The sequence below is a fragment of the Leptolyngbya sp. CCNP1308 genome (assembly GCF_034932455.1).
Classification (GTDB): Bacteria; Cyanobacteriota; Cyanobacteriia; order Phormidesmidales; family Phormidesmidaceae; genus Nodosilinea.
This window is the reverse complement of record NZ_JAYGIH010000036.1, coordinates 209966-235792: the sequence shown is the minus strand read 5'-3', so window position 1 is coordinate 235792 and position 25827 is coordinate 209966. Positions and strand designations below refer to the sequence as shown.

Genomic DNA, 25827 nt, shown 5'->3' with positions numbered 1-25827 from the left:
CTCTGGGGTCGCACCTCAGATTGATGTGCTTTTTGGTCGCCCAAGTCAACTGAGCTACTTGGCTAGCTGAGTGGCCTCGGCATGAGTAGCGGTCCGAACTGTCAGCGGCTGGAGGCTAAAGCCAACGACCTGGTGCCCGCGGCAGTAGAAACCTAGCTTAGGACGCAGCTCAAAGGCGGGAGTAGTGCCTTTCTGCGCTTCGGCTTCGGTGTAGAGCCAGTAGCCCTGAGGTCCAGCAACAAGCTGCACCGGAGTCTCTTTGGTGCGCGAAATCAAAACGTGAGTAGGGGTAAATGTCATTGCGGTCTCCTTGGGTGCCATCGACCCTGAGTAAGTAGTAACTCTATGTAACGTCTTCTCAGAAAAACTCGCGAGTCGGAGAGCCGAATATGGTCAGGGAGGATCTCCCCATCCGCCGTTAGGCAAAGTCTCTTAAGGTGCCCAACGGTGCCTGGCAAACACCACGAACTCTAAAAGACGTACTAAATTGTTAAACAGGGGTTACAAAACTTCATCTGCCCCTGGTCGCACCCCGTTTTCAGGTAGCTTTCATTTATGAAAGAATTCCATGCCAGCCAAACCCTGCGCCTGCGGGTGCCCAATGAGGCGATTCCGATTGAGCACTACCTGCGGCAGCCCCAGCGCCTGGTGCAGGCGATTACCGACCCGCGCCGTATCGAGGTCTTGGGCGATGGCCTGTATCGGCTCAGTTTGCGGCCCCTACAGTTTTTTGGCATCAGCATCGAACCCACCGCCGACCTGCGGGTGTGGAGCCTGGCCGACGGCACCCTGCAGCTAGAATCGGTGGCCTGTCGGGTCAAAGGCCCTGAGTACCTGAGCTTTGTGAATGATTCCTTTGGCATGGCCTTGCAGGGCAGCCTCACGCCCCAGCGCCAGACCACCTACACCGAACTCCAGGGCCAGGCCAACTTGCAAATTCATCTAGAACTGCCGCCGCCGATTCGCTTTATGCCCGCCTCGGTGCTCGATCGCACCGGCAAGACCTTCCTGGGCGGCATTCTCAGCACCATCAAGCACCGCATCGAGCGACAGCTGGTGGAAGACTACCGCGCCTGGGTGGCCACTACCCATCAACAGCCTCATGTCAGCCCTCAGGGATCGCTCCAAGGGCGCACGGTGCAGGGCTAGGGTGCAAGGATTAGCTCGATGCGATCGCCCACGGCCAGCCCAAACTGCTGCTGGGCGCTGCCCTGGTTCACCGCCAGTTCTACAAAGCCGTGGCTGCCCACCATCGCCAGTCCTTGCCCAGGGAGAATGTCCCCGTAAGTCTGGCCGCATGGCAGCGTCCGATCCCCTATCGTTACGCTCCAGCATTTAGATGTGACTGTGCTGGCAGGAATAGTCGTGGCGGCATTGCCGAAGCGATCGATGTACTGAACTGCCCCTATCCATCCTGTGGCCGTGGCGATCGGAGCCTGTAACGGAAGGCTAATTAGGGATTGGGGATCGATCCTGGAACCCAAATTATCCATTGGCACGCCGTTGGATAGGTGAGCCGCTACTGGGGCAAAGATGTCGCGCCCGTGGAAGGTAGTGCTGGGGTGGGGCGATCGCCAGTAGTCCCTATTGGTCAGCTCTACCGCCTTGAGAATACCTTGATTTCCTGGGCGATCGCTCTGCCAAACGCCGCTCAGCACCCCATTGTCTGGCCCGACGAGCACAGCTTGGGAGGTCTGCACCGCCACCGCCCGCCGCTGGGTACCCACCCCCGGATCGACCACGACCAGGTAAACCGTGCCCGGTGGCATATAGGGGTAGGCGCTGAGCAGGGTAAACCGCGCCGCGTAGAGATTCTGCGGTGGCAGGTCGTGGGTGAGATCGATGAGTTGGGTTGTGGGAGATAGCGTGGCAATGATGCCTTTCATCACGCCTACATAGCTATCTTGAAGGCCAAAGTCGGTGAGTAAGGCGATGGGCATAGGATCCCAATGGCAAGATAGCCATCAGCTATTTTTAAAGCAATGATCACGCTTTTGCTTCGTAGTCGCCCGATTTGCCGCCGGTTTTCTTTAGCAGGCGAATGCTGCGGATCTCGATGGATTTTTCCAGACCCTTGGCCATGTCGTAGAGGGTGAGGGCGGCGACGCTGGCGGCGGTGAGAGCCTCCATTTCGACCCCGGTTTCGGCTTTGATTTTGACCGTCGCCTGGATGCGGTAGCCGGGCAGCACCCCATCGGGGGTAATCTGCACCTCCACCTTTTGAATGGGTAGGGGGTGGCAGAGGGGAATCAGGTGGGCGGTCTGCTTGGCCGCCATAATGCCAGCGATGCGGGCCGTGGCCAGCACGTCGCCCTTGGGGGCGTTGCCTGCCTCAATGGTGGCCAGCGTCTCGGGCCGCATGACAACGGTGGCCACGGCTACGGCCTCGCGCACGGTCTGAGCCTTGGCGGCCACATCCACCATGTGGGCCTGACCCTGGGCATCGAGATGGGTGAGCGCGGCGGGTGCCGAAGGATTTTTTGTCATGGGTTTTAGGTCACGGGTTTAAAGTGGGCAAAGGAATATGCTAGTATCGAAAGCCTGCACGAGGGCGTGTGGCTCAGTGGATAGAGCACGTGGCTACGGACCACGGGGTCGGGGGTTCGAATCCCTCCACGCCCGTTCTTCAAAATCCCCCTAAGCGAAGCTTCGTTTAGGGGGATTTTATCGTTTGAGGCAGGTCAATGGCGTAGACATCCTGGCCGCGCCCCAGGGCAAACCGCAGGGAGTGGGGCAGGTCTTTGCTGTTGGCGGTGGCAAAAATCCCCATGCCCACCAGGGTCATCACCCCGGAGAGGCCAAAGATGCCCCGGTAGCCAATCTGATCGGCGATGGTGCCAAACACTGGCCCTGCCAGGGCAATGCCCACGTCAAAGCCGACCATGGCCAGCCCAAAGGTGCGCCCGCGATCGCTAGCCGTTGAGCGATCGCCCATCAGCGCCGCAATCATCGGAATCAGTGTGCCGCCGGCAAACCCCTGCACAAACCCCGCCAGCAGAAACATCGGCGCGCTCTCGGCCAGCCAAAAAATCCCCATGCCCACGCTGTAGAGCAGCAGACTGACGGTAATGAAGCGACCCCGCCCGTAGCGATCGGAGGCCCGTCCGGCCACCAGCCGCGACATAAAACTGGCCGCCGCCGAGGCGGTATAGATCAGCCCCACATTCAGCGCCAGGCCCGCCTCGCGCACGTAGAGGGGCACAAAGGTACTCAGGGTGCCAAAGGCCAGCCCCACCAGCAGCAAAATAATTGCCGGAGTGCGCACCCGCCCAGTCCACAGCTGCCCCCAAAACACTTTGGGTGGGGCATCGTCGGCGCTGCGGGGCTGGTAGGGCTCGTGCAGCCGCGCCACCAGCAGCAGCCCGACGATGCCCAGCAGCCCCATGGCCAAAAACGCTGTGGTGAACCCAGTCGCCTCGTAGAGAAAGCCGCCAATGGCAGGCCCCAGGGCCAGACCAATGGGGTTCACCAAAGTCATATAGCCAATTAGCTCGCCCCGATTGGCGGGCGGGGCCAAATCCAGCACCAGGGCGCTGTAGGCCACCACAAAGGCGGCAATGCTCAACCCGTGGAAGGCGCGAATGCCAATCATCGCCAGAATCGAGCTGTCTAAGGTGAGGGTGTACCCCCCCAGCGATAGCGGCACGATCGCCCGAGGCAAGAACTGCACTAGCAGGTAGCCAAAGGGGGCGATCGCGATCGCACTCAACCCCACCATCAGTACCACCTTGCGGCCCCGCTCATCGGCCAGTCGCGACAGGTAGGGCCGGGCCGCCAGCAGCCCCACGGCAAACGAGGCCATCACAATGCCAATCTGCTGACCGCTGCCCCCCAGGGTTTCAATAAACAGCGGCAGAGTTGGCAGCAGCCCCGCCAACCCGGCCCAAAAACACAGCCCCGCCGCAAACAACACCGTCAAATTGGTGCGCACCGCTGGGCTAAACGTTGAGAAAATAGTCAAACCGTCGGTCTCCGAGTAGAGTGCTGGGTGCTCAGCAGCGCTTGCGCCACCCTGGTCAGAACCACCGCGCCCCATCCTCTAATGTAAACAAATGTTGCAGCTGCCGACCATAAACCGTTCTGCCACCTTCGACCCCACGGGCCGCTACCGATACAGCCTCGGGCGGCGGTGGAGCGCGGCCTCCGCCCTAGCCATCATCATGCTCAACCCCAGCCAGGCCGACAGTAGCGTAGACGACCCCACGATTCGTCGCTGTATTGGTTTGGCCCAGGGCTGGGGGTTTGGGGCGATCGCTGTCGTCAACCTCTTCGCCTACCGCAGTCCCCACCCCAAAACACTGCGCCAGGCTGACGATCCCGTTGGCCCCGAAAACGATGCCGCTCTGAGCACAGTCGCCCAGCAGGCCGACCAGATTTTGCTGGCCTGGGGGAACTGGGGGAATTGGCTGGGGCGCGATCGCGCCGTCCTCACCCTACTCACTCCCCACCAGGCCAAATGCCACTGCCTAGGCCACAACCTGACTGGCCAGCCCCGCCACCCTCTCTATGTGCCCCGCCACACAGCCCTAAAACCCTGGAGCATCCAGGCCAATTCAACTCTCCTAACCCCTTCCTCCTACCCCTTCTTCCCCGGCTCCTGATACACCCCGTAGGCCGCCACAATTCCCAGCACAAAACCAAACAGATGCCCCCACCAGGCCACCATCGGCTGAGTGGGGAACATGCCAAAAATAAAGTAGCTGTAGTTAATCAGCACAAACATCGAAATCAGCAGGGGCACCACCCGGCGCTCCAGCCAGCCAATGCACAGCAGATAGCCGAATAGGGTGTACACCACACCGCTCAGCCCGTGAACACTATTGGGTCCGAGCAGCCAGGCCACCACACCGCCCCCTAGCCAGCCCACCAGCAGAGTGATCCAGTAGTCACGGCGGCTTTTGGCCAAAATCAGCCAGCTAAAGATCAGAAAACCAATGGTGTTGCCAATCAGGTGGGCAAACCCCGAGTGGGAAATGGCCGACAGAAAAATGCCCGGTATGCCCTCAAGGCTGCGGGGGTGCAGAGGCAGGTTCCAGCGACCGCCAAACATCACCTGGTCAATAATTTCCTGCGCCCACGGAATAGCCACGAGATAGACCGGCAACAGCGCGTTGCCCTTCAGCCGCTGCACCCAGGGCTGAGGGGTTGAGGCGGGTTTGTCGGTGGCGGGTCGGGCGGCTGGAGGCGCGGCGGTGTTGAGTTCTGCCTCTAGCTTTTTGAGTTTGGCCTGTAGGTCTGCGTCGTCCAAAGGAGTTGCCTGTCTGCATTTAGGACTATAGCCAGAGTAGCGTTTTCGCTTCCTTACTGCCCAGTCCCAGCGGCCTAAGGCCGACAGTGGTGAAAGATTGGGCACAGCGATGGGGGTAAGCTGCTAGTAGGGGCTTTGCCCTAAAGGCTGAAACCCTTATTCAATAAACAACGGGCCATGCTGGAATCGAACCAGCGACCGACCGCTTAGAAGGCGGTTGCTCTATCCGCTGAGCTAATGGCCCCAACATAATCACTCTACATTTTAGGGGGTGTCGGTTGCTCTCAGGGCAGACTAGGGCGAATAGAATATTGAAAAATTGACGGTGAATGCAGCTGAGGCGGTGAGTACCGCTAAAATAAGTCACTCACTTGGATAGAACTCACGGTTTGCGGGGGGATTCCAGACTTTATCCCATCACGATGACGCAGTAACAAGGGTGCGGTTTACCGTTGCAGCCGCCGCCTACTGCAGGTACTCACCTCAGTTAGGAGTCAGCAGGCCATAACATGTTTATCCTCAAGCGGCAGGATGTTGACATCAAAACGATGCACCATCCTCAAAAAGATCAGCAAATTCCAATTTTGTCGTACCAGGGGCAAACCTTTCGGCTGCTGAGCGTGTTTACCGCCGCCCAGGAAGACGATGCCAGGGCGCTGTGGCGCGACCTGACCGACAACCGAGGCAAGGCCTGCGTGCTGCTTGAAGAGCCCGATCGCTTCAGCATCTGGGGCAAAATTCGCCTTGACCAGTTTGACGATGCTGGCCCTGACACGGGCACCCCGCCAGCGGAGGCCACCTACATCAAAGCCTGCCTGCTGATGCTGCAAGTGCTGTATATGGATGTGGAAGATCTGCTGGGGGCTAAGCAGGCCCGTCAGTTTGAGGGTGACATTAGCAAGGTATTTGCCGCCTGGAAGTTTCCCCAGGCGGTGAGCCCCGATGCGGTCAAGAACTTGCTGACCGTAGACCCCCTGGCGATGCCGCAGCTACCGCCCTGGCAAGATCACCATCTGCAACGTCTGCTAGAAGAAACCCACCGCATTGGCAAAGATTACTTTGGCAATGCCAACTTTGCCGATCGCGCCCTAGAGGCGGTTGAAGACCTGAATGCAAATGAACAGGCTCTGTTTCGGCGGTGGTTGCAGCAGTCTCCGTCGGGGAAGAGCTGGCTCTAGGCTAGCAGACGTCCGGGGTTGGATGGGTGGGAGACTGGCGAGCCTTCGAGAGTTTAAGAATTATTACTCTGCGCGACTAATTAGGACGATTCTGTCAGGCTGACGGCCCAAGATCGTGGGTAGTCGGTACAATTCAGGCGTTGCGCCAGGCTCCCGGCTGGGGTCGGCCGATCGCTGCGATAGGTTAGACGAGCCCACGGGGCGATCGCGGCTTTTTGGTCGGCATGGGTGCCGTCGAGTTCCGTTAGGAGTGAACCCTTGAGTAAGTCATCAACCCCGTCATCTGCTAATTCCGCGTCTACCCCACTGCTGGTGGGGGCGTGCATCGCTTGGGGCGTGGCTACCCTGCTGTTTTTTTTGCTGTTTACTGCCCCGGGGGAAGATGGAGCCCAGCCTGGCTGGTTTTTGCTGGGCATTAACCTGCTAGAAACTGGTGCGTTTTTTCTGGCCTCGGTACTGTGTTTCCGCAACTGGCGCAGCACCCAGATTGTCAGCGGTCGCAACGTCTGGTTTTGGATTGGCCTGGGGCTGCTGTCCTACGTCTTTGGCAACATCTTCTTCTTTGTTTGGGGCAACGTTTGGGGGCTAGACCCGGCGGTGTCGCTGGGCGACTTTTTCTATATTTTTAGCTATATCTTTCTGGCCGCTGGCATGTTTAAGGCGGTGCTGCCGCGGCGCTTGAACCTGGAGCTATCCCAGTGGCTGATTGTGGTGGGAATTGGGCTGGGCGGCATTCTGCTGACAATTTTTGTCAACCTGGCGGCGGCCGAAGCAGCGGTCGTGCCTGCTGCTCAGACCCCAGCATTCTATCTGGCCCAAGAGGCACCCCCGCCCGCGCCGGAGGTCGTGCCCCCAGCCGTGCCAGAGCCCGTCGCCGAAGCTTCATCTGCCCCCGGCTGGGTGCTCCAGCTCGACGGCCTGCTGGAGCCGCTAGCCGATGGGGTGGGGCTGTTATACCTAATTGGCGACATTGTGCTGCTGATTATTGCCGGTACTCTGCTGGTGGCCTTTTGGGGGGGGCGCTACTCGCAGTCGTGGAAGCTGATTGCGATCGCGGCCTTTTGTCTTTACATTGCCGATATGTTTTTTGCCTACGCCGTCAACACCGGCACCTACGTAGAAGGCAGCCTGTGGGAAGTCTTCTGGACGTTCTCGGCGGTGTTTTTTGGCCTGGGAGCAGTGATTGAGAATGCCGTTTCTGTAAATTCGCGGCGGAGCACGCGGCGGCGGCGGGGGTAACGCGCTCTAGAATGTTAGATGGCATTGTTACGGAACCCATGGCATGGCACCCAAAAAGCTGACCGAGGCCGACAAGACATCTATCTTGAGCCTGTATCGCCAGCCCCAAGAAACGACATCCACTCTGGCGGAACGCTATGGGGTGAGTAACAGCACCATTAGCCGCTTGCTGAAGTCCAGTCTGCCCAAAGACGAATACAGCGTTCTCATTCAGCAAAAGCGAGGTGCCGATCGGGCGATCGCTACTGCTGAGGCTGAGGCAGAGCCCGCTGTGGCCGTGGCGATTGAAGCTGAGCCCGCTGCCGCTGCGAAAGCAGAGTCTGCCGCCAAGCCCAAGACCAAGCCCCGCCGGAAGCAAGCCCCTGAGGTGCTGCCTGAGGTCGCGCCCATTGAGCCAGCCGACCTGCCGGTAATGACCGCCGAGCCGACGGTGACAGAAGCACCTTCTAGCGCGGCTAAGCCTACCCGCAAACGGCGATCGCGATCGGCAGCAGAAGATCCAGTGGCCGAGATGGTCGAAGCTCCTCCAGCGATCGCGGCAGATATTGCCGAAGCAGCGGCAGACCCTGAGCCAACCCAGCTCTCTCTGCCCGACCCAGCTCCAGAAAAACCCGCCCGCCCGGTGCTGAAATCAGCCCAGACTGTTTCGGCTGAGCCCTCAGCCAAACATCTTGACCTTACCGCCGCCCCCGATGACGCGGCGACCCTCGACGACGACGACTACGATGACGATACCGTTGGCCTCGACGACGATGACTACGACGATGACGAGGACGGCGACGGCGACGGCGAAGATGGCGACAACGTCTACTCCTGGGATGGCGGTGGCGCTGCTACCACTAACCTTGAGGCCTTAGAGATCTTTCCCCTGACGGCAGCGGCGCTGCCCCCCCTGTGCTATGTGGTCGTCGAGCGCACCTCGTCGGAGCTGGTGGTGCTACCCCTGCGCACCTTCGCCGAACTGGGCCAAATTCCTGAAGAAGAAGGCGACTCACGCACCCTGCCCGTGTTTGAAAACCACAACGTGGCCCGCCGCTTTTCGCGCCGTAACCAGCGGGTGGTAAAAGTGCCCGATGGCAGTCTGCTGCAAACCACCAGCTCCTACCTGCAAGCCAAGGGCATTACCCGTTTGTTTATCGATGGGCAGGTATTTTCCCTCGGCCAAGATCCTGTAGTTCCTGTCGGAGACGATTGACTTAGCCGGTCACCCTAGCGGTGGCGGCAAAACCTGGGGCGCTGACTCGGCGTATCTCGTTTCATCTCCCCATAGACTAGGTTCTATGGCCTTTACTGCCGGAAAATATGGACGTACTGCTGCACATTGCCATTGGCATTGGCCTCAGCGCCGCCGCCGGATTCAGGATTTTGGTGCCGTTTTTGATCGCCGGGGTGGCGGCTCAGCAAGGCTATCTCACGCTGTCGCCCGGTATGGCCTGGATGAGTACCACTCCGGCGATTATTGCCCTGGCAGCGGCCACCGCCCTGGAGGTGCTGATCTACTTTGTGCCGGTGGTTGACAACCTGATGGATGCGGTGGAGCTGCCGGCGGCGGCGATCGCAGGCACCGTTCTCACCGCCGCTGTGACTGGCGGCGACATGAACCCCTTCTTGCAGTGGAGCTTAGCCCTGATCGCCGGGGGCGGCGTCGCCAGCAGCACCCAGGCCTTTACCGGGCTCACCCGGCTGGCTTCCACCGCAGCGGCTGGCCCAGTGGGCAATATTGCCGTCTCAACCACGGAGCTGGCTAGCTCAACCATCCTTTCGGTACTGGCGATCGCCGTGCCGATTTTGGTACTAATTTTAGTGGGTATACTCTTGTACTTAGTCTTTCGTCGCCGCAGCCGCCAACGACGGCGAGTCTACTAAGCCTTCGCCAGGATCTCGCCCACTACTAACCGCCGCTACGGGAGACAGCCATGGCCACCAACAATCTGATCACCCCCGCCCAATCGGCCTTTCAGCACCATTTTGAAGCGATGGTGCCGCTGATCTTGTCTGAATGGCCCCAGCTCATTGAAGAAAATCTGCTGGCCACCGAAGGCGATCTCGATCTGGCGGTAGCCTACATTGGCGGCGAAATCGACCATACCCAAACCCTCATTCGCCGCCATTTAGACGAGCTGGCCAGCCTGATCGAAGTCGATCCACCGGACTTGGGTAAGGCTGCCCGTAAAGCGGCTCGCAAGGCTGCGCGTAAGGTCTCTCGCAGTGGAAGTGGGGCCTTGACCTCTGCCCTAGAGGCTACTGGCCTGGAGTCTGTGAGGTCGCTGGAGGTAGACAAATCTAGCATTGACAATCTGCTCGACGACCTCGAATCGCGCACCGAAAACCTGATCCAAGAGCTGAAGGCCGAAATGCTGCCCGAGCTGGAGAAGCGCGCTCGCGGCAACCTGGGGCAAAGCCTGCTGATTGCCCTGGGGATTGGCTTTGTGCTGGGTCTGATCTTGGGGGGCAAGCGTGGCTAGCTCTGACTCTGCCTTTGACCAAATCGAAGGCTACGTTCGACGGCTGCTGCGTTTGGCAACAGTGTTAGTCGATACCCACCTCGATGTGGCCGTGCAGGAGGCCAACTACGAAAGCCGCCGGTTGATCAGCGGCTTCATCTTGCTGGGTATTGGCGCTGGTCTACTCACCACGGCGGTGGTGCTCGGCATCGTCGCCAGTGTGGTGTTTGCCCAGTCTCTGGGGCTGAGTTGGCTCCAGGCAATCGCCGCCGTGGCCGGGGTCGATCTGCTGCTGGGGCTAGTTTTTTTCACCCTGGGGCGGCTGCGGCTGCGCGGGCCACTGATGATTCAGACTCAGGCTCGACTCTCGCGATCAGTGGCGCTGCTAAAAGCCAAAGAGTAACCGATTTGTGGGGGCATCGCAGTGCAATGCCCCCACAAATCGGGGGCAAGGCACTTAGCGCTGCTTTGCTATCTCTTGCAGCAGTCCCAACACCTGCTCCATACTTTGCTGAAGGGACATAATCTCTAGCTCAATGCGATCGAGCCGCTCCAATACCTGGCTGGGGGTAGCGTTGGGAACTTCAGTTTCGATACTGATAGGAACCCCGTTGGCCTCATTCAGTTTTGTCGCCAGAGCATCCCAGCTAGTTGCTTTGATCCCAAAATGAGCCTTAGCTGCTTTGAGGGTCTTAAACTCCTGCTTTAGATCGGGCACTGCGTAAGCAGATGGGGGCTTACTCTGCTCCATTTGATCCAGATCTTCTTTGACCATCTCCACCACCTCACCAATCAGCTGATCATGGTTTTGGGCCATCTGGGCCGCTGCGCCCAATATGCGGGAGGTCGCTTTAATCTGAGTATCCGTTTCCTGGCGTAACTCCTTGGCAATACCGCGCAGGCGATCGCCCAAAGTCACAGGTTGTGACGCCGAAATTATCGAAGCCGAATCGTTGCTCATGGGTTAGCCATTCCTTACTCCGCCATAATTTCCCTAACAGCAGCCCATACCCGCTGAAACTTTTGCAGCATCCCTACTGGGTTATTGGCTGCCTCATCATCGACGGAATCTACCAGCCTCTGAATGCGATCCATCCGAGCCGCTACATTTTCCAAGCTTTGAATCGCCTGATCCTTCTTAGTTAGCGACTCGCGGAGTACGATCGCCATTTCACCAATTTCCTGCTTTAATCGCTCATTTTCCCGCTTGCGCCGGGTTTCCCAGCCCTTAATGCCGGCCTTGGATCGCCGCTCAATTTTCAGCTCTTGCTCAATCTGCTTATACAGCACCAGGTAGTTTTCAGACTCCTGTCGGGCCTCATTGTACCTGACCTCCAGATCGCTGCTCCTGGCTTGCTCCTCGGTATACAGGGCCAGGTAGGAATTGGCCTGCTCCTGGGTTTCCTGATAGAGAACAATCGTTGATTGCAGCTTTTCCTGTTGCTCCTGGTAAAGCGTCTGGCTTTCTTCTAGCTGTCGCGCTTTCTCGACAACCTGATCCTTCGCCTCATCCCGCTGCGATCGAATGGTGCTCAGAAGCTGCTTGACGTCATTAGGCAATGGTGGCTCAGCCCGCTTCGTGCGCGGATGCTGGTTTGAATTATCGTCGGATGAGGTATGTCTGTCGGCTCGTCGCATTCCCGGCATTGGCAAACAACACTAAAGGCAAGAAGATGCATCACCTTCTTCATGTTGAGAATGCCCGTGTCCGGAGGCTGAAAACCAAAATACCGGAAGAAGTTTTCATGAAGGCCCTACCCCTCGCGATTAGCAATACTACGCCTTACCAGAGATCAAAATTCAAAGGTCGTTTGCGTGATTGGTACATGGTTGGGCTGGGCCGCGATCTGCGCTAGCCAGCGCCGCACAGCGGGAAACCGATCCAGTTCAAAGCCGCCCTCGTGGGCCACATGAGTATAGGCATAGAGGGCCATATCGGCAATGGTGTAGCTCTCGTCTACCAAAAAGGCGTGCTGCCCAAGGTGCTGCTCCATCACCGCCAGCGCCTGGTAGCCCTGTTCCTGTTTGTAGGGCAGGGCTGCCTGCTGATAGGCGTTGAGTTCGTCCAGGTGGCACAGCCAGAAGCGGGGCGTGGCAATGTTGGGTTCGTGGCTGTACTGCTCAAAAAATAGCCAGCGCATCACCTCCGCCTGGCTCAGCGGGGCAGTCGGCCAAAAGGGAGTACTCTGTGCCAGATAAAACAAAATTGCGTTCGACTCAGCCAGATAGCTGCCCGGCTCAAGTTCTAGCAGCGGAATACGCCCGTTAGGGTTCTTGGCTAAGAATTCAGCGGTGCGGGTTTCTCCCTTGAGAATATCCAGCGCCACATACTCGAAGGGAAGACCCAGGTGCGACAGCAGCAGCCTGACCTTGTAGCCGTTGCCCGAGGGCGGGTAGTCGTAAAGGCGATACATGAAATCTAATCTTGCTGAGTAGAGAACTGGCGTGCCCCGATCGCCGCCAGCACAGCCGCCACCGCCACCAAAATGGGAATCGTGAACCACGGGAACTCCGCTAGGGGCTTATAGGCTGCCGCCCGCAGACCAATAGTGGTATAGGTCAGCGGCAGCAGGTAGACGATCGCCTTCAGCGCTACGGGCAGCGTCGCCGGGTCAAAGAAGGTGCCACCCAGAAACGACATCGGCACAATCAAAAAGTTGTTGAACAGTCCAACGCTCTCTAGGGATTTCACATTCAGCCCGACGATTACCCCCAGGCCTGCAAACACGGCGCAGTTGAGCACTACCAGCAGCAAAAATAGGGGGTTTACAAAGCTCCAGAAACGCCCAGTAAATATAATCGCCACCAAAATTACCGAGCCCGCCGTCATCAGCCCGCGCACGATGCCCGCCAGCATCTTGCCTAGGTGCAGCGCCAGGGGATGCACCGGGTAGAGCAGCATTTCTTCAAAGGTTTTGGTGAACAGGCGATCGCCGCAGATCGAAAACGTGGTGCCGCCAAAGCTAATCACCATCGATGACAGCGCCACCATCCCTGGCAGAATAAACTCCAGATAGTTGTCCCCCGCTGGTGGGGTCGTCACCTGGTCGATCGCGCTACCCAAACCCAGACCAAACGCGAGAATGTAAATCAAGGGCGACACCAACCCCGAGGCCGCCACCTGGGGAATGCGCACCCGCAGGTCGAGCCAGTCGCCCCAAAACACCGTCAGCATGTCGGCCCAAAGGGTACGTAGGGGCAAGGCCTCGATCTGACGCGGGCGCGAACGGGAAAGAATATTGGTCACGACATCATTTGCAACGCTTCTTAATAGTCTAAGGCGTCGGGGGATTCTCGCCCGACCGTTCTGCCCTGAGCTGGCAGGGGCTTTATGGTAAACAACGGCGACGGCGGGTTAAATCTCCCTAAGGGTTAAACAGTTCGTCTTCGTTGCCCACCCACCACTCGCCCAGACCCATCAGCTCTTTGTGCAGGGCGCTGAGTTCTTCCATATAGACCTCAGGGGGCGTGGTGTCTTTGCGTTCTTCCAGCTTCTTTAAGCGCAGCAGCACCAGCAGCCAGGGTTTAGAGATACCGTCTCTGACTTCAATGAATTGGGCGAGTTCGCGGCTATCCATGGTCAACCTGCTGCGTAGCGTTCATGAATAACTGTAACAACGGTTCCCATTGTTTGCCCGTGGGTGAGCCCGCTGTTCGAGCGCTTGAGGGTTGTATACATCTATTGCGTTCGAGATACGAAAAGTTAGACAAGGTTGTGAGCTGATTCCCAGGTTTTTAGCATGGAGGTGTGCGACCCGATCGCTCAGCCTCTCCCAAGAAAATCGCGGATTCCTGGCTGTTTCACGACGCTGTTGGTCTGCTTAGGGCAGCGCTGGTCATCGGGTGGCTTGGTTAATGAGTACTTGTTTAAGGTGGCGACATGGTAGCTACGTCTGTGGTTCAGCAGTCTCCAGTGCAGCGCGATCAGCAGTTGGTGCTCTGGCTTGACAAAGTACGCCTAGAGGATGTGCACCTGGTGGGCGGCAAAAATGCCTCCCTGGGGGAAATGATTCAGCAGCTGACGCCCCAGGGCGTGCGGGTGCCGATGGGGTTTGCCACCACCAGCTACGCCTACCGCTACTTCATTGAGAAAACCGGGCTCGATGCCCAGCTGCGCGCGGTGCTGGGCGGCTTTGATGTCAACGATGTGACCGAGCTGCGGCGGCGGGGCAGAAAGGCGCGATCGCTCATCCTCAACGCCGTCTTCCCCGACAATCTTAAATCCGCCATTCTCGACGCCTACCACCACATGTGCGAAACGGCGGGCCAAAACCTCTGTCTGGGGGATGAGTCGTGCCTGTCAGACCACGCCTACACCGAAGTTGATGTGGCCGTGCGCTCTAGCGCCACCGCCGAAGACCTGCCCGACGCCAGCTTTGCGGGCCAGCAAGAAACCTACCTCAACGTCTACGGCGACCAGGCGGTGCTGATCGCCTGCAAAAAGTGCTACGCCTCGCTGTTCACCGATCGCGCCATCTCCTACCGCACCACCAAGCACTTCGACCACTTTGATGTCGCCCTGTCGGTCTGCATTCAGCGCATGGTGCGATCTGACCTCGCCACCTCCGGCGTCATGTTTTCCATCGACACCGAGACCGGCTTTGAAAATGCCGTGCTGATCACCGCCGCCTATGGCCTGGGCGAAAACGTTGTGCAGGGCACCGTCAACCCCGACGAGTATGTGGTGTTTAAACCCACCCTGAAGTCGGGCCACAAGCCCATTCTCAACAAGCGCCTGGGCACCAAGGCCCTGCGCATGGTCTACGACACGACAGGGACGGAGCTGACCAAAAACGAGCCGGTGCCCCTGGCCGATCAGGGCCGATTCGCTATCGAAGAAGCCGATATTTTGCAGCTGGCCCACTGGGCCTGCACCATCGAAGACCACTACAGCCAGCTGCGGGGCAGCAAAAGCCCCATGGATATTGAGTGGGCCAAGGATGGCATTACGGGCGAGCTGTTTATCGTCCAGGCCCGGCCCGAAACGGTGCAGTCGCAGAAGTCGCAGAATGAGCTGCGATCGTACATTTTGGACGTTCCCAGTGGGGTAGAACCCGTGGCCACAGGTCGCGCCGTAGGCGACCTGATCGGCCAGGGAGAGGCCTGCGTCATTCTGGATGTGAACCAAATTGCCCAGTTTCGCCCTGGAGAAGTGCTGGTCACCGCCCGCACCGACCCCGACTGGGAGCCGATTATGAAGCAGGCCAGTGCGATCGTCACCGACCAGGGGGGGCGCACCTGCCACGCCGCCATTATTGCGCGGGAATTGGGCATACCGGCGATCGTCGGCTGCGACAACGCCACCCAGCTGCTCACCATGGGTGAACCCGTCACCGTCTCCTGCGCGGGCGGCGAAGAAGGCGTCATCTACCGGGGTGAATTGCCCTTCAGGGTTGAAACCACCAAGCTCGACAGCCTGCCCGAAACCCGCACCAAGATCATGATGAATGTGGGCAACCCCGAGCTGGCCTTTACCCTAGCGGCGCTGCCCAACGACGGTGTTGGCCTGGCCCGGTTGGAGTTCATCATCGCCAACCACATTAAAGTGCATCCCCTGGCCCTGCTCAACTTCGACAGCCTCACCAACGGCTCCGAAAAGCGTGAGATTCAACAGCTCACCGCCCTCTACAACCACAAACCCGACTACTTCATCGACAAGCTGGCCCAGGGCGTCGGCACCCTGGCCGCTGCCTTTTATCCCAAGCCCGTCGTGGTGCGCCTGTCAGACTTTAAGAGCAACGAGTACGCCCACCTGCTGGGCGGCAGCACCTTTGAGCCCGACGAAGAAAACCCGATGCTCGGCTGGCGCGGGGCCTCTCGCTACTACGACGATCGCTACCGCGATGGCTTTGCCCTCGAATGCCAGGCCCTCAAGCGCGTGCGCGACGACATGGGCCTCACCAACGTGATTCTGATGGTACCCTTCTGCCGCACCCCCGACGAGGGCCGCCGGGTGCTCGAAGAAATGGCCAAGCACGGCCTGGTGCGCGGCGAAAATGATCTCAAGGTCTATGTGATGTGCGAACTACCCAACAACGTGGTGCTGGCCGATGAATTTAGCCAGGTGTTCGACGGCTTCTCCATCGGCTCTAATGACCTCACCCAGCTGACGTTGGGATTGGATCGCGACTCGTCTCTGGTGGCCCACCTGTTTGATGAGCGCAGCACCGGGGTGAAGCGCATGGTGAAGATGGCGATTCAAACCGCGAAGGAGTACCACCGCAAGATCGGTATCTGCGGCCAGGGGCCGAGCGACTACCCCGAGTTTGCCCGCTTCTTGGTAGAGCAGGGCATTGACTCGATCAGCCTCAACCCCGACACGGTGATCAAAACCCGCCTGGAGATCGCCGATATGGAGCGGCAGATGGGATAGCCCGTCGCAACCCAAAAAACGCTACAAGAGCAAGCCTCAGCTTCACAAAGAAGCTGAGGCTTTTTTGACTCAGAGTGAGAGGTTTACCTCGCTTTCCTTAGCTCTCTGCTGGTGTAATGAGACGAGTCATCACGCTGATGTACTCGCTGACTGGACTAAGTTGGGATGTCTCAGAAGGCAGGGGAAGCAACAACTTCTCCTACTCCCGTCCCAGATACATTCCCCGCAGAATTACTTTGCAAGACGCACGCCCAGAGTGCAGCTTTGTTTGTTGCTATGTGGATCTCACGGTAGGGATAGCTAACATACCTTGATACTAGCGATGGACATGGCAGGACTTGGGAAGTTATGGTGTGAAGAATTAAGCAAAGCCAGACTATGTTTGGCTCTAAAGTTGTTTATTTGTTGAGTCTCAGGAGACATAAGATTTGTGAACAATCACCCTGGTAGCATCAACCAAGTGAACTCCGGCTTGATGGCGGGAGGAATGCAAGCAGCAGTTGGGAATAACAATACGCAAATAGCACCGAGTAATGACTCCTCAGCTACTGACATAGTTACAAAGAATGAAGCAATTGAACTTATTTTGCAAGTCAAACAAATAATTCAAAACTTAGATGTATCCGAGCCAGCAAAAGAAAAGAGTGTCAAATATTTAGATCTAGCAAAGATAGAGGCAGAAGAAGAAGAACCAAACAAAGAATTAGTTGCCAAAAGTCTTGAGCGAGTTGCGAAAAACATAGATTCGCTCGAAAAAACATTAGATTCTAGTCAGCACATAATGAAAACCATTAGTCCAATGCTGCTTAAGATTGCTGGCTGGCTAGGTACAGCAGCAGGATCCCTCTGGGCACTTCTAGGTTGACCAATCAACCATGGATGATAACTCCAGTCCTACGAGCAATAATTCTGAAAACTCGCAGCCCGGCATGAATCAAACAGCTAGCGGCTTTTTTGGAGGTGGACAACAAGCAGCTAATGGAGATGGCAATTATCAATACCAAGACAATAGACAGATATATGTAAGCTTAGACCCATATACCCTTCTTGAAGACAAGGATTTAGAACCTCTAAGCTTCTGGGGAAAAACATCTAATTACCTTACTGTATTTTTCTTTCTTCTATTTACATTCGTCTTTTGGGCCATCTTTGGCTTATTCACTACTTTTCCATTCCCACTTGAGCAAGTTAAAACTCTAATTTTTAGCTGTTTAAGCGGGAATATTTCCTCCAAAATAAATAAATTGCAGAAGAAATGGCAACGAGAAACATCAACGACCGACTCAGTGGAAGAACTAAACAATCTTGATTTTCAAGCCCGTTTATACTTGAAAGTCTTACAAAATCTTGGCTCAAAAAGCCCTGAAAGCCGTGAAAGATTAGCTCAAACCATTGAGACCTTAAAACTCAAAAAGCAGAAAGTTGAAATCGATCTCCAACCTTTGCAAGGATCGCGATATAGTAATATTTTTCGAATTCAAGAACAATTTGAATCAATTCTAGCGACAAAAGGGGAAAGAGATTTAACTCATATTGATGAGCTCCTAAGCCAGATAGCTTTTTTTATGAAGAATCAAGAGCCATCAAATGATATTTTGCATACCTTAAATCAAAAGGTAACAGAAGAGATTGAAAAAAATATTGAAAATATTAGCCCTGCGAACCTAGGGATTCTTTACAAAATAAGATTTTTGCTTCAAGAATTATCTAGCAAAGATGTTTCTCGTCTGAATGCTACTGAACTTGATGAATTCACAAGGCAAGTCATCAAGGACTTAAGGGACAAAAAAAGAGGGCTCGAAGAGCAATTGAAAGCACTTGAGTCAAAAAACAAAGCGGATCAACGAGAACTTCGAAGTTATTTAAACAGATTAACTAACCTGCGAAGCGAACTCGACAAGACAGAGCAAGACAATCAAATTCAAAGAAATGCTTTTTTAGAGGAAATCAATGAGTTGATAAGAGACATCAGGCAGAGAGATATGGAGATTGATCAACTCAGGGATGAACTCGGAAAGTATTCTGAAATAAAAGCATTAAATGGAGAATATATTGGCAACTTAAGCGAGCCAACCAGAAGATATCACTTCAATCGGAAGTGTCCACACTGGAAAAGTTTGGCAGGGAACTATGTTTTGAAAATGGACATATCTCAAGAGATTGTTAGCAGAAGAACTCCTGACATCTTTCGTGAGAATGGAATGCATGAGTGCGGCGACTGTTCAACGAAATATCCGTCAAGTTGATTGCTGAATAAAAAACAACTGAAAGACTGCATCTCGGTTGCCAAAACCTTTATTTGCCGAGCTGATGATTGACAACTCTCATATTGAATCTTCTCTAGATAAGTTCTTGGAGGAAGATGGCATTTTAGCTGGTATTACTGCGGTAGTACTTAAGCGGGTTTTGGCTTGGCAAATCCTTTAAGAAATAGCAAGCGTTTTACGAAACCAATCTGCATCGGCTTCAGATAGAGGTGGCACGGGTTCTGCCCCATAGTCTAGCTTCAGGTCATAACCCGACTTATCGTAAACTTCATTCAGCAACCCCTGTAGGTCAACCGTAGGCTCTGGGTCGCCCGATCGCAGCGGCAGCACAAACGCCGGAATCGAGTTTTGCACACTAAATGCATAGAGACTTGCGATCGGCCTTTGCTCACTACGGCTCACCAAAATGCGGTAGTCGCTTTGCCCCTCAGCCCCAAACATTGCCATTGGCTCATAGGCCCGCAGCAGATCAATTTCCACAAAATGAGTCGCGCTGCTGAGCACCTGCTCTCGCTTGCTTTCGTAGGTTTGCCGCCCTCGGCCCGATCGCTTGTTGATTGGTGACAGCAACTCAATCGCCGTCACCACCTCTTTCGTCGTCACCTCGCGCACTTCTAAGTACCCCTGCCGCACCGTCAACGGCATGGGCACCCTCACCTGAATAGGTTGGGGCGGCGGGGCCACAGCTACAGCAGCTGGTACCGCCTCGGTCTGCGGCTTAGCCCTCTGAATAGCTAAGTCAGGGATGCCCACCAGCAGCGCCTGATCACCACTGGTTTCGTACATACGCACTTCTACAGAAACTGAATACTTAGGTCGCAACTGCGGGCCTAGCGCCTCAGCTAAAGCGGCAATCAGCAGCAGGTGAACTCCCGGCCAAATCTCCGGGTGCTCTAAGTAAGGATCCATGCCAGGAAAGGGAGAAACCAACCCAAAATCCTCAAGACTGGCGCTACCAATTAAATTGTAAGCCCCACCTTTGTCAGCTGTAGTTGCTTGCGACAAAAAGAGCTCAGTACCAGATCAGCGTAGGGCACGTTGTTGGCTGACACAGTCTTGTTAACGTTCAGCCCTATTACTCTGCGCGACGCACCGCCGCAATCGTCTATCTACTCCAAACCTAAGCTACCCCAGCAAACAGGGCTTCGTAGGGTTGGGGGTTGGCATTGTCTTGCACGATAACTTCCACAATTTTGTTGCGCGCTTGAGGCAGGTAGAGAGCCTCCACGCACACCTCGGCCACCCGCAGCCGGGGGATGCTGCCCTCAGACAGCGTATCTGCCGGAGCCATGATCAGCGTGCGAGTGTCGCTATCGTCATCCTTGAGGCCGCCGGGGCGGACGATGGTGTAGGTAAGGCCGCTGGCTTGCAGGTATTCCTCTGCCTGATGCTTCCAATAGAGAATTAAGAAGAATAGGTTGAGGGGGTGAAGAAAGCGAGAGGCGCAGAGCGATGACACCATGACAAAATGCTCAATGCCGATTTCTTTGGCGACATCAACGAGGTTTTTGTTGCCTTCGTAGTCAACCTGGTAGGGGCCGGTGGGGTCAAAGCTAGGGCGTGCCCCAGTGGCGGAGATCAGCACGGTGCAGCCTGCCATGGCCCGCTGAATACTCGCTTTATCGGTGACGCTACCTTCTACCAGCGTGACCTCAATGGGCATCTGGGCGCGGGCTGAGGCGGCATCGCGCACAAAGGCCACCACAGGCACACCGCGGCCCACTAGCTGGGTAACAATTCTCGAACCTGTGGCCCCCGTGGCCCCTGCGACAAATGCTTTCACGGCTGCTTCCCCAGTGTGTAGAACTGGCCTGATTTTAAGGAATGGGGCCCTAAAAAGAAACTCACCCTAGGGCTGGTTAAGATGAAATCGTGATGGGCATGACAGTTCTGCGGGGCACACTTGAGATACTAAAGCCTTACGATGGGCTAAACCTGTAACGTAACCCCGGCGCAATTACGTTGTCTGATGTTGTTTAAGCAAGTGGTTGCACAGTGACTTTGGAATCCATGTCGTCTGCTCAAAATACCGACGCTTTGCCCTTGATTGACGGGGGCAAGGACGGTGGCATTGAGGAGACAATGGTTAACGCGCCCATTTCCCCTGCCGTTGCTGAGCAGCCTGCCGTGCAAGCAGCCCAGGCCGATGGGTCACTGGTGCTAGAGGGGCACTACGCCGGCAAAATGGATATGGCCGCCGACAGCGACACCGTAGGCCGCTACCTAAACAGCCATCGGGGCTGGTTTACCCGCTGTGCTCACCCTATGCAGGTAGAGCCGATTTCTGACCACGGCTACGCCCTGGTGGTGGGGCGTTTTTCGGTGCTGAGCTACGAGGTAGAACCCAAGGTGGGCCTTTACCTGTCACCCCTCGATCACCAGGTTTACCGCATCGACACGATTCCTATTCCTGGGTATGTGCCCCCGGGTTACGATGTTGATTTTCACTCAGTGCTGCGGTTGCAGGATATGCCCGAGGCCCAGCCTCCGGCGACAGCACTCACCCAGGTTGACTGGGATCTCAGCCTGGCGGTCAAGATTCACATGCCGAGAATGCTAAATTCGGTGCCGCGATCGCTGCTCAAGACCTCAGGCGATCGCCTGCTCAACCAGGTGGTGCGCCAGGTCTCTAAGCGGCTCACCCGCAAGGTGCAAGAAGACTTTCACCAGAGCCACCATCTACCCTTGCCCGAAAGCTACCGAGGCCATCACTTTTGGTCTAACTGGGGGCGGCGATCGGGCGACGGTACCCAAGCCTAGACCTGAAGGCTAGAGGTGGGGATAGTTTTAATCGGCAATGAAAGCGATCGCGGCTCAGAGAGAAACTCTAGGCCGCGATCGCCGACGATTTGATTGCTCAAGGCTTACCCAGGCTTTCGCCCTCAGGATTACGAGCCAGCGGTGGTCTGAAGATCAGCCAGCAGCCGCTGCACGATCTTCATGCCGGTAAAGGCTTGCCAGCTAAACAACCCAACCAGCACCATATTGAGGGTGATGTGAGTGAGCCGAGCGGTTTCGCTGCCTTTTTGCATAAAGGGCACCAGCGCCGCCGAGGTGGCGATCAGCGTGGCCATGCCTAGACCCACCAGCAGGTGAGGCCCCACAAACAGTTTGCCAGCCTCCAGGTAGGTGACCCCCATAGCGCCTACGGTGCTGATCACCATAACGGCCAGCAAAGCCGAACCCACCTTATGGTGTTTAAGGGCAAATTTGCCTTTGATCAATTCTTTGCGGGTTTCAGCGTCAGCCAAGCGGGTGCGGCGGGACTGAATCCCCAGGTAGAGGGCATAGAGGGTGGTCGCCAGCAGCAGCCACATCACCACAGGGTGAACAAAGTTGAGCCAGGGTTGAATCGTCTCTAAAGTCATGGGGCTCCGTCGTTATAGTTTCTGGCGTTACATTTATTTAACAAAATTATAAGAGCACAGATTCTGGCTTGGCAAAGCATTAGTCAGAATGAAAAGGTGCCGGGTGGGAACCTCGCTTAGTCAATCGCGTCGTGCAGACATAGCTCCGTGGACTGCCCCCAGTCATCAGAGCCCAGGCAGCGTAGCCCCGTTCGTCATTCAAAAAATACTTATTCAAAGAAAAAATTAGGGAGATGTCATGGGGCGAACGCAGCGGTTTGTGACGGGGTTACTGGCCAGTTTTTTGGGGGCGGTGCTGCTGAGTCAGGGGCTGAGCGGTGCCCCAGGGTTTGCGACTGAGCCTGCCGCTCTTCCAGCAGGCTCAGTCGCTCCGGTTCTGGCCAATGCCGAGGATGCGCTCCAGGTTGACCCAGCGACGCTGCCCGAGAATACGCTGCCTACCCCCTCTCCAGAGCAACCCGACGGCACCCTGAAGCTGCCGGAGAAAGATCCCGATATTCCCGAAATCGTGCCGGGAGCGGACGCTGAAGCCACTCCAGATGCCGCTGAGCTAGATGTCGATTCTCCCATGGGCCGGGCGCTGCTGCTGTCGGGGCTGTCGCCCGAGGTGGCTAAGCGCAGCGAGCTGTTGATTGAGGCCGATCGCTACTACCAGGCGGGCAATAGCGCCGATGCCGAACTGCTCTACCGGGCGGCTAAAGACCCGGCGTGGCTGGCCGAAACCGGGCCGGAACTGGCGATCGCCCCCCTCACCGACCCCGCCGACCTGCCCCCCGCTGGGCAGGTCTACTGGCGCGAAGCCCAGGCCGGGGCCGAGTCGGAGTTTCCCAACCGGGTGCTGATTCCCCTGGAACTGTTGGTCAAGAATTACCCCGAATTTCTGCCGGGGCAGGCACTCTACGCCCGCTATCTGGTGCAAAACGATCGCGCCGATGAGGCGTTGCAAGTGCTGGATGGGGCGATCGCCCGCTACCCCTACAACCCCGACCTGCTCAGGGCCCAGGCCGAGGTGCAAATGGCCCGCGAACAGTGGATTGAGGCCGCCATTACCGCCAACCAGTTCGCCATTCTCAACCCTGAGCATCCCGAGGCCGAGGCCATGAGCGCTCTGGCCCGGCAAAACCTGGATCGCTTTCGCGGCGAGATGAATCAGACCCTGACCCGCAATCTGGTGTCGAACATTATTACCGGGGCCGCCGGGTACATCTTGACTGGGGGACTGCTGGGGCCGTTTAGCGCCCTCAACTCCGGCATTTTGATGATGCAGGGCGAAAGCGGCCTGGGCAATCAGGTGGCTGAGCAGGTCAAGCGCCAGCTCCCCATCGTTGACGATCCCGAAATTCGCGCCTACGTGAATGACATGGGCCAGCGGTTGGCGGCGCTGGCGGGGCGCGACGAATTTGACTACAGCTTTGAGGTGATTATGGACGACAGCCTCAACGCCTTTGCCCTGCCCGGCGGCAAAATTTTTCTCAACGCTGGGGCCATCACCAAAAGTCATTCTGAAGCCGAGCTAGCAGGGCTGGTGGGCCACGAGATTGCCCATGCGGTGCTCTCCCACGGCTTTCAAATGGTGACCCAGGGCAACCTCACCGCCAGCCTGGCCTCGTTCATCCCGATTCCTGAAGTGGCCAACATTGCGGCGGGCCTAATCGTGTCGAGCTACTCCCGCGATATGGAGCGCCAGTCTGACATTCTGGGCACCAAACTGCTGGCCAACAACGGCTACGCCGCCGACGGCCTCCACAACCTGATGATCACCCTCGAAGCGGAGTACGGCAATCAGGGGGTGAGCTGGTTTGCCTCGCACCCTAACCCAGGCGATCGCGTCAATTACCTCAAGCAGCTGATCGATCAGGGCGGCTTTAACCGCTACACCTACGAGGGGGTCGAGACCCACCTCAAAATGCGCCACAAAATGAACCGACTGATTACTGAGTACAAGCTAGAGCAGGGCATTGAAGACGACGCCCCGATCCGCGATCGCCGCTGATGTTGAGCGCCCTAGGCGGCGAGTTTGGCCACCATCTCGGCACGCGACGACACCCCAAGCTTGCGGAAAATGCGCTTGAGCGCCTGCTTCACGGAATTTTCGGTGATCCACAGGGCGGCACCAATGGCTTTGTTAGTCAGCCCCTGGGCAACGAGTTCGACAATTTCGGCCTCGCGGGGGGTGAGCGCGCCGCAGTCTAGCCCCACCGCCTGCTTGGCCCGCAGCGCCGCCAGTTTGGTCGATAGGTGCAGACACAGCGCCCCCAGATCAGCCAGATTGTCAGCATCAAAGGCACCGTCATCGCGATGGCGGGTAAAGGCTACGCCCCCCACCAGCTGCCCCTCACTGACGAGCGGCCCGGCCATAACGTGGCCGTGGTCGGCACGGGGGCACAGGGTTTGCCACACCCCCGGCGGCAACACCACCTCGTCGTGAACGGCGGTATGGCGCTTCACCAGGTAGCGCAGCACCGGGTTGTAGTCGAGCGACAGCGCCAATCGCATGAGCCTGGGTGTGGTGTGGTCAATGGCCGGGATCTCGTTAGCAAAGCTCAGCATCCACCGACGGGCCGCAAAGTATTCGCCCAGCGCTGCCATAACAGACTGTCTGAGGTCGGCTTCGGTTTGGGTTTGGGCGATCGCGCCAAACAAGTTCTGTAGCGCACCATCGGTGACTGACTGCATGGGCCAGGTCTCCAGCGACAGGTGTACCCGATCGAGGTCTATCCCGAGCGCGGTACCGGGGGCTAATCTGCAATTACCTTATCTTAAGGACTCTGCTGATGCTTGAAAACACCTTAAGTTCTTACCCCCTGACGCTGGTGTTTAACATCGTCTCGGGATTAATTTGGATCGGTTTGGCCGGTCTTTTGCCAGAGCCGATGCGGCAAAAAACGCAGGTTGTCATTGTCGCTATGGCAGGAGGGGTTTACCTAATCGGCTCTTTAGGGGTTTGGGAAGTACCGTTGAGCCTTGCCCTCTTGGGATTTGCCTACCTTGGGCTGACCCACTACTGGGGTATTGGCGCGGCCTGGCTAACCCACGCTGGCATCGACCTCTTGCACCACCTCAATGCCTCTCCCCTGGTGCCCACGCTGCCGCTGTCATCCGTCGGGTGCGCGACCCTGGATATGGTTTTAGCGATCTGGTTCTTTTGCAATGCTCCAGCGCTTGTGCCGCTCAGCATTGGCCGCTTTTCTGTCAGCCACACTCTCTCTGATCAACCATGAAGCTGTCGAGTCAAACCCCTTTCTTAGGTTGGGATGAATGGGCACCGCGATCGCTCATTCTCGGCTTTTTTGCCGCAGCCATCCTATTCAATCTCTGTCTGGCCATTCAGGTTCTCACCGTCGGGCTAGCTTACTTTTATGACTCACACTGGTGGACGGTACATGTTTGGCTGGTGCGGGCCTACGGGGGGCTGTCGCTGCTGATCGCGGCGATCGCCTGGTATTTCTCCTGGCCTCAACGGGTGAAGGCCCTGGCCCTCGGCTTGCCAATTCTGCTAGGGCTGCAATTTTTGACGGTTCACCTACAGACTCCCGTGCCGATAGCCGTTTTACACCCTCTGATTGGGTTTTCGCTCTTTTCTGCCTCTACCACGCTGGTGCATCGGGTGGGGCACCTGCTAGCAGCCGATCAAGACCCACCCAGCCTGCTGTCGCACCCCGCTATTGACCTGGGAGAAGACCGTTGAACCAGCCCGCTGCCTCCAGCAT

At 56.9% G+C, this 25827-nt stretch carries 29 protein-coding genes and 2 tRNA genes; 16 read left to right on the top strand and 15 right to left on the bottom strand.

Annotated features, from left to right (window positions below; translation table 11 throughout):
- Positions 1-54: 54 nt before the first annotated feature.
- Positions 55-300 (bottom strand): hypothetical protein, encoded by a 246-nt coding sequence (locus VB780_RS11005; RefSeq protein WP_323351193.1) that lies wholly within the window; start codon positions 298-300, stop codon positions 55-57.
- A 255-nt stretch (positions 301-555) separates the two neighbouring features.
- Between VB780_RS11005 and VB780_RS11000 the strand changes: the two genes are divergently transcribed.
- The gene (locus tag VB780_RS11000) at positions 556-1149 is read left to right on the top strand and encodes a DUF1997 domain-containing protein (RefSeq protein WP_323351192.1); all 594 of its coding nucleotides are present in this window, start codon (positions 556-558) and stop codon (positions 1147-1149) included.
- On the opposite strand, the gene VB780_RS10995 is transcribed toward VB780_RS11000, so the two are convergent.
- Both VB780_RS10995 and moaC read right to left on the bottom strand, forming a co-directional pair.
- Positions 1146-1940: an SAM-dependent chlorinase/fluorinase gene (locus tag VB780_RS10995; protein ID WP_323351191.1), complete on the bottom strand. Its 795-nt coding sequence runs from the start codon at positions 1938-1940 to the stop codon at positions 1146-1148. The two genes, VB780_RS11000 and VB780_RS10995, sit on opposite strands and share 4 nt — an antisense overlap.
- Positions 1941-1986: 46 nt before the next feature.
- On the bottom strand, positions 1987-2487 hold the full coding sequence (moaC, locus tag VB780_RS10990) for a cyclic pyranopterin monophosphate synthase MoaC (RefSeq protein WP_323351190.1): 501 nt from the start codon (positions 2485-2487) through the stop codon (positions 1987-1989).
- 62 nt (positions 2488-2549) lie between these two features.
- Between moaC and VB780_RS10985 the strand changes: the two genes are divergently transcribed.
- Positions 2550-2622, top strand: a tRNA-Arg gene (locus tag VB780_RS10985).
- Positions 2623-2653: 31 nt separating this feature from the next.
- Here the strand turns inward: VB780_RS10985 and VB780_RS10980 are convergent.
- Complete coding sequence (locus tag VB780_RS10980) at positions 2654-3961, bottom strand: MFS transporter (RefSeq protein ID WP_323351189.1); 1308 nt, start codon at positions 3959-3961, stop codon at positions 2654-2656.
- 91 nt (positions 3962-4052) lie between these two features.
- Here VB780_RS10980 and VB780_RS10975 point away from each other — a divergent pair, with 91 nt between their 5' ends.
- The gene (locus VB780_RS10975; RefSeq protein ID WP_323351188.1) at positions 4053-4601 is read left to right on the top strand and encodes a DUF1643 domain-containing protein; all 549 of its coding nucleotides are present in this window, start codon (positions 4053-4055) and stop codon (positions 4599-4601) included.
- On the opposite strand, the gene VB780_RS10970 is transcribed toward VB780_RS10975, so the two are convergent.
- Both VB780_RS10970 and VB780_RS10965 read right to left on the bottom strand, forming a co-directional pair.
- A complete protein-coding gene (locus VB780_RS10970; protein WP_323351187.1) occupies positions 4577-5248 on the bottom strand; it encodes a rhomboid family intramembrane serine protease in 672 nt (223 codons plus the stop codon). The two genes, VB780_RS10975 and VB780_RS10970, sit on opposite strands and share 25 nt — an antisense overlap.
- Before the next feature lie 171 nt (positions 5249-5419).
- Positions 5420-5492 (bottom strand) — tRNA-Arg (locus VB780_RS10965).
- A gap of 265 nt (positions 5493-5757) precedes the next feature.
- Here VB780_RS10965 and VB780_RS10960 point away from each other — a divergent pair.
- The 6 genes from VB780_RS10960 to VB780_RS10935 all read left to right on the top strand — a co-directional run bounded on the left by VB780_RS10960 (position 5758) and on the right by VB780_RS10935 (position 10512).
- Complete coding sequence (locus tag VB780_RS10960) at positions 5758-6426, top strand: Npun_F0813 family protein (protein WP_323351186.1); 669 nt, start codon at positions 5758-5760, stop codon at positions 6424-6426.
- Between the two features lie 258 nt (positions 6427-6684).
- Positions 6685-7665 carry a hypothetical protein gene (locus VB780_RS10955; RefSeq protein ID WP_323351185.1) on the top strand — a complete coding sequence of 327 codons (981 nt, stop codon included), beginning with the start codon at positions 6685-6687 and terminating at the stop codon, positions 7663-7665.
- Positions 7666-7708: 43 nt separating this feature from the next.
- Positions 7709-8860, top strand: coding sequence for a hypothetical protein (locus tag VB780_RS10950; protein ID WP_323351184.1), 1152 nt, complete (start codon positions 7709-7711; stop codon positions 8858-8860).
- Positions 8861-8967: 107 nt separating this feature from the next.
- Positions 8968-9531 (top strand): DUF4126 domain-containing protein, encoded by a 564-nt coding sequence (locus VB780_RS10945; RefSeq protein WP_323351183.1) that lies wholly within the window; start codon positions 8968-8970, stop codon positions 9529-9531.
- Between the two features lie 50 nt (positions 9532-9581).
- Positions 9582-10130, top strand: a complete 549-nt coding sequence (locus tag VB780_RS10940; RefSeq protein WP_323351182.1) for a hypothetical protein — start codon at positions 9582-9584, stop codon at positions 10128-10130.
- A complete protein-coding gene (locus VB780_RS10935) occupies positions 10123-10512 on the top strand; it encodes a phage holin family protein (RefSeq protein ID WP_323351181.1) in 390 nt (129 codons plus the stop codon). Before VB780_RS10940 ends, VB780_RS10935 begins: the two co-directional genes overlap by 8 nt.
- A 54-nt stretch (positions 10513-10566) precedes the next feature.
- On the opposite strand, the gene VB780_RS10930 is transcribed toward VB780_RS10935, so the two are convergent.
- From VB780_RS10930 to VB780_RS10910, 5 genes are all read right to left on the bottom strand, one after another.
- Positions 10567-11070 (bottom strand): hypothetical protein, encoded by a 504-nt coding sequence (locus tag VB780_RS10930; protein WP_323351180.1) that lies wholly within the window; start codon positions 11068-11070, stop codon positions 10567-10569.
- Between the two features lie 14 nt (positions 11071-11084).
- Complete coding sequence (locus tag VB780_RS10925) at positions 11085-11669, bottom strand: hypothetical protein (RefSeq protein WP_323351179.1); 585 nt, start codon at positions 11667-11669, stop codon at positions 11085-11087.
- A gap of 233 nt (positions 11670-11902) precedes the next feature.
- Positions 11903-12523, bottom strand: a complete 621-nt coding sequence (locus VB780_RS10920) for a glutathione S-transferase family protein (RefSeq protein ID WP_323351178.1) — start codon at positions 12521-12523, stop codon at positions 11903-11905.
- A 5-nt stretch (positions 12524-12528) separates the two neighbouring features.
- Positions 12529-13311, bottom strand: a complete 783-nt coding sequence (locus VB780_RS10915) for an ABC transporter permease (RefSeq protein WP_323351177.1) — start codon at positions 13309-13311, stop codon at positions 12529-12531.
- Between the two features lie 163 nt (positions 13312-13474).
- Positions 13475-13687, bottom strand: coding sequence for a hypothetical protein (locus VB780_RS10910; protein WP_323351176.1), 213 nt, complete (start codon positions 13685-13687; stop codon positions 13475-13477).
- Positions 13688-13989: 302 nt separating this feature from the next.
- On the opposite strand from VB780_RS10910, the gene ppsA reads away from it, so the two are divergent.
- From ppsA to VB780_RS10895, 3 genes are all read left to right on the top strand, one after another.
- The gene (gene ppsA, locus VB780_RS10905) at positions 13990-16482 is read left to right on the top strand and encodes a phosphoenolpyruvate synthase (RefSeq protein ID WP_323351175.1); all 2493 of its coding nucleotides are present in this window, start codon (positions 13990-13992) and stop codon (positions 16480-16482) included.
- Positions 16483-16912: 430 nt separating this feature from the next.
- A complete protein-coding gene (locus VB780_RS10900; protein WP_323351174.1) occupies positions 16913-17347 on the top strand; it encodes a hypothetical protein in 435 nt (144 codons plus the stop codon).
- 10 nt (positions 17348-17357) lie between these two features.
- Positions 17358-18728, top strand: a complete 1371-nt coding sequence (locus VB780_RS10895; RefSeq protein WP_323351173.1) for a hypothetical protein — start codon at positions 17358-17360, stop codon at positions 18726-18728.
- A gap of 177 nt (positions 18729-18905) precedes the next feature.
- Here the strand turns inward: VB780_RS10895 and VB780_RS10890 are convergent, their stop codons facing one another.
- Both VB780_RS10890 and VB780_RS10885 read right to left on the bottom strand, forming a co-directional pair.
- Complete coding sequence (locus VB780_RS10890; protein WP_323351172.1) at positions 18906-19679, bottom strand: DUF4058 family protein; 774 nt, start codon at positions 19677-19679, stop codon at positions 18906-18908.
- Between the two features lie 190 nt (positions 19680-19869).
- Positions 19870-20532 (bottom strand): SDR family oxidoreductase, encoded by a 663-nt coding sequence (locus tag VB780_RS10885; protein WP_323351171.1) that lies wholly within the window; start codon positions 20530-20532, stop codon positions 19870-19872.
- A gap of 227 nt (positions 20533-20759) precedes the next feature.
- Here VB780_RS10885 and VB780_RS10880 point away from each other — a divergent pair, with 227 nt between their 5' ends.
- The gene (locus VB780_RS10880) at positions 20760-21509 is read left to right on the top strand and encodes a DUF1997 domain-containing protein (RefSeq protein ID WP_323351170.1); all 750 of its coding nucleotides are present in this window, start codon (positions 20760-20762) and stop codon (positions 21507-21509) included.
- Between the two features lie 128 nt (positions 21510-21637).
- Here the strand turns inward: VB780_RS10880 and VB780_RS10875 are convergent, their stop codons facing one another.
- Entirely contained in the window at positions 21638-22117 is a 480-nt protein-coding gene (locus VB780_RS10875; protein WP_323351169.1) for a DUF4079 domain-containing protein, read from the bottom strand.
- Between the two features lie 238 nt (positions 22118-22355).
- Here VB780_RS10875 and VB780_RS10870 point away from each other — a divergent pair, with 238 nt between their 5' ends.
- Positions 22356-24110, top strand: coding sequence for a M48 family metalloprotease (locus tag VB780_RS10870; protein ID WP_323351168.1), 1755 nt, complete (start codon positions 22356-22358; stop codon positions 24108-24110).
- 11 nt (positions 24111-24121) lie between these two features.
- Here VB780_RS10870 and VB780_RS10865 read toward each other — a convergent pair whose 3' ends face one another.
- The gene (locus VB780_RS10865; RefSeq protein WP_323351167.1) at positions 24122-24793 is read right to left on the bottom strand and encodes a helix-turn-helix transcriptional regulator; all 672 of its coding nucleotides are present in this window, start codon (positions 24791-24793) and stop codon (positions 24122-24124) included.
- Between the two features lie 98 nt (positions 24794-24891).
- Here VB780_RS10865 and VB780_RS10860 point away from each other — a divergent pair, with 98 nt between their 5' ends.
- Together VB780_RS10860 and VB780_RS10855 are read left to right on the top strand one after the other, a co-directional pair.
- Entirely contained in the window at positions 24892-25338 is a 447-nt protein-coding gene (locus VB780_RS10860; protein WP_323351166.1) for a DUF6010 family protein, read from the top strand.
- Positions 25335-25805, top strand: a complete 471-nt coding sequence (locus tag VB780_RS10855) for a DUF6220 domain-containing protein (RefSeq protein WP_323351165.1) — start codon at positions 25335-25337, stop codon at positions 25803-25805. Before VB780_RS10860 ends, VB780_RS10855 begins: the two co-directional genes overlap by 4 nt.
- Positions 25806-25827: the final 22 nt, after the last annotated feature.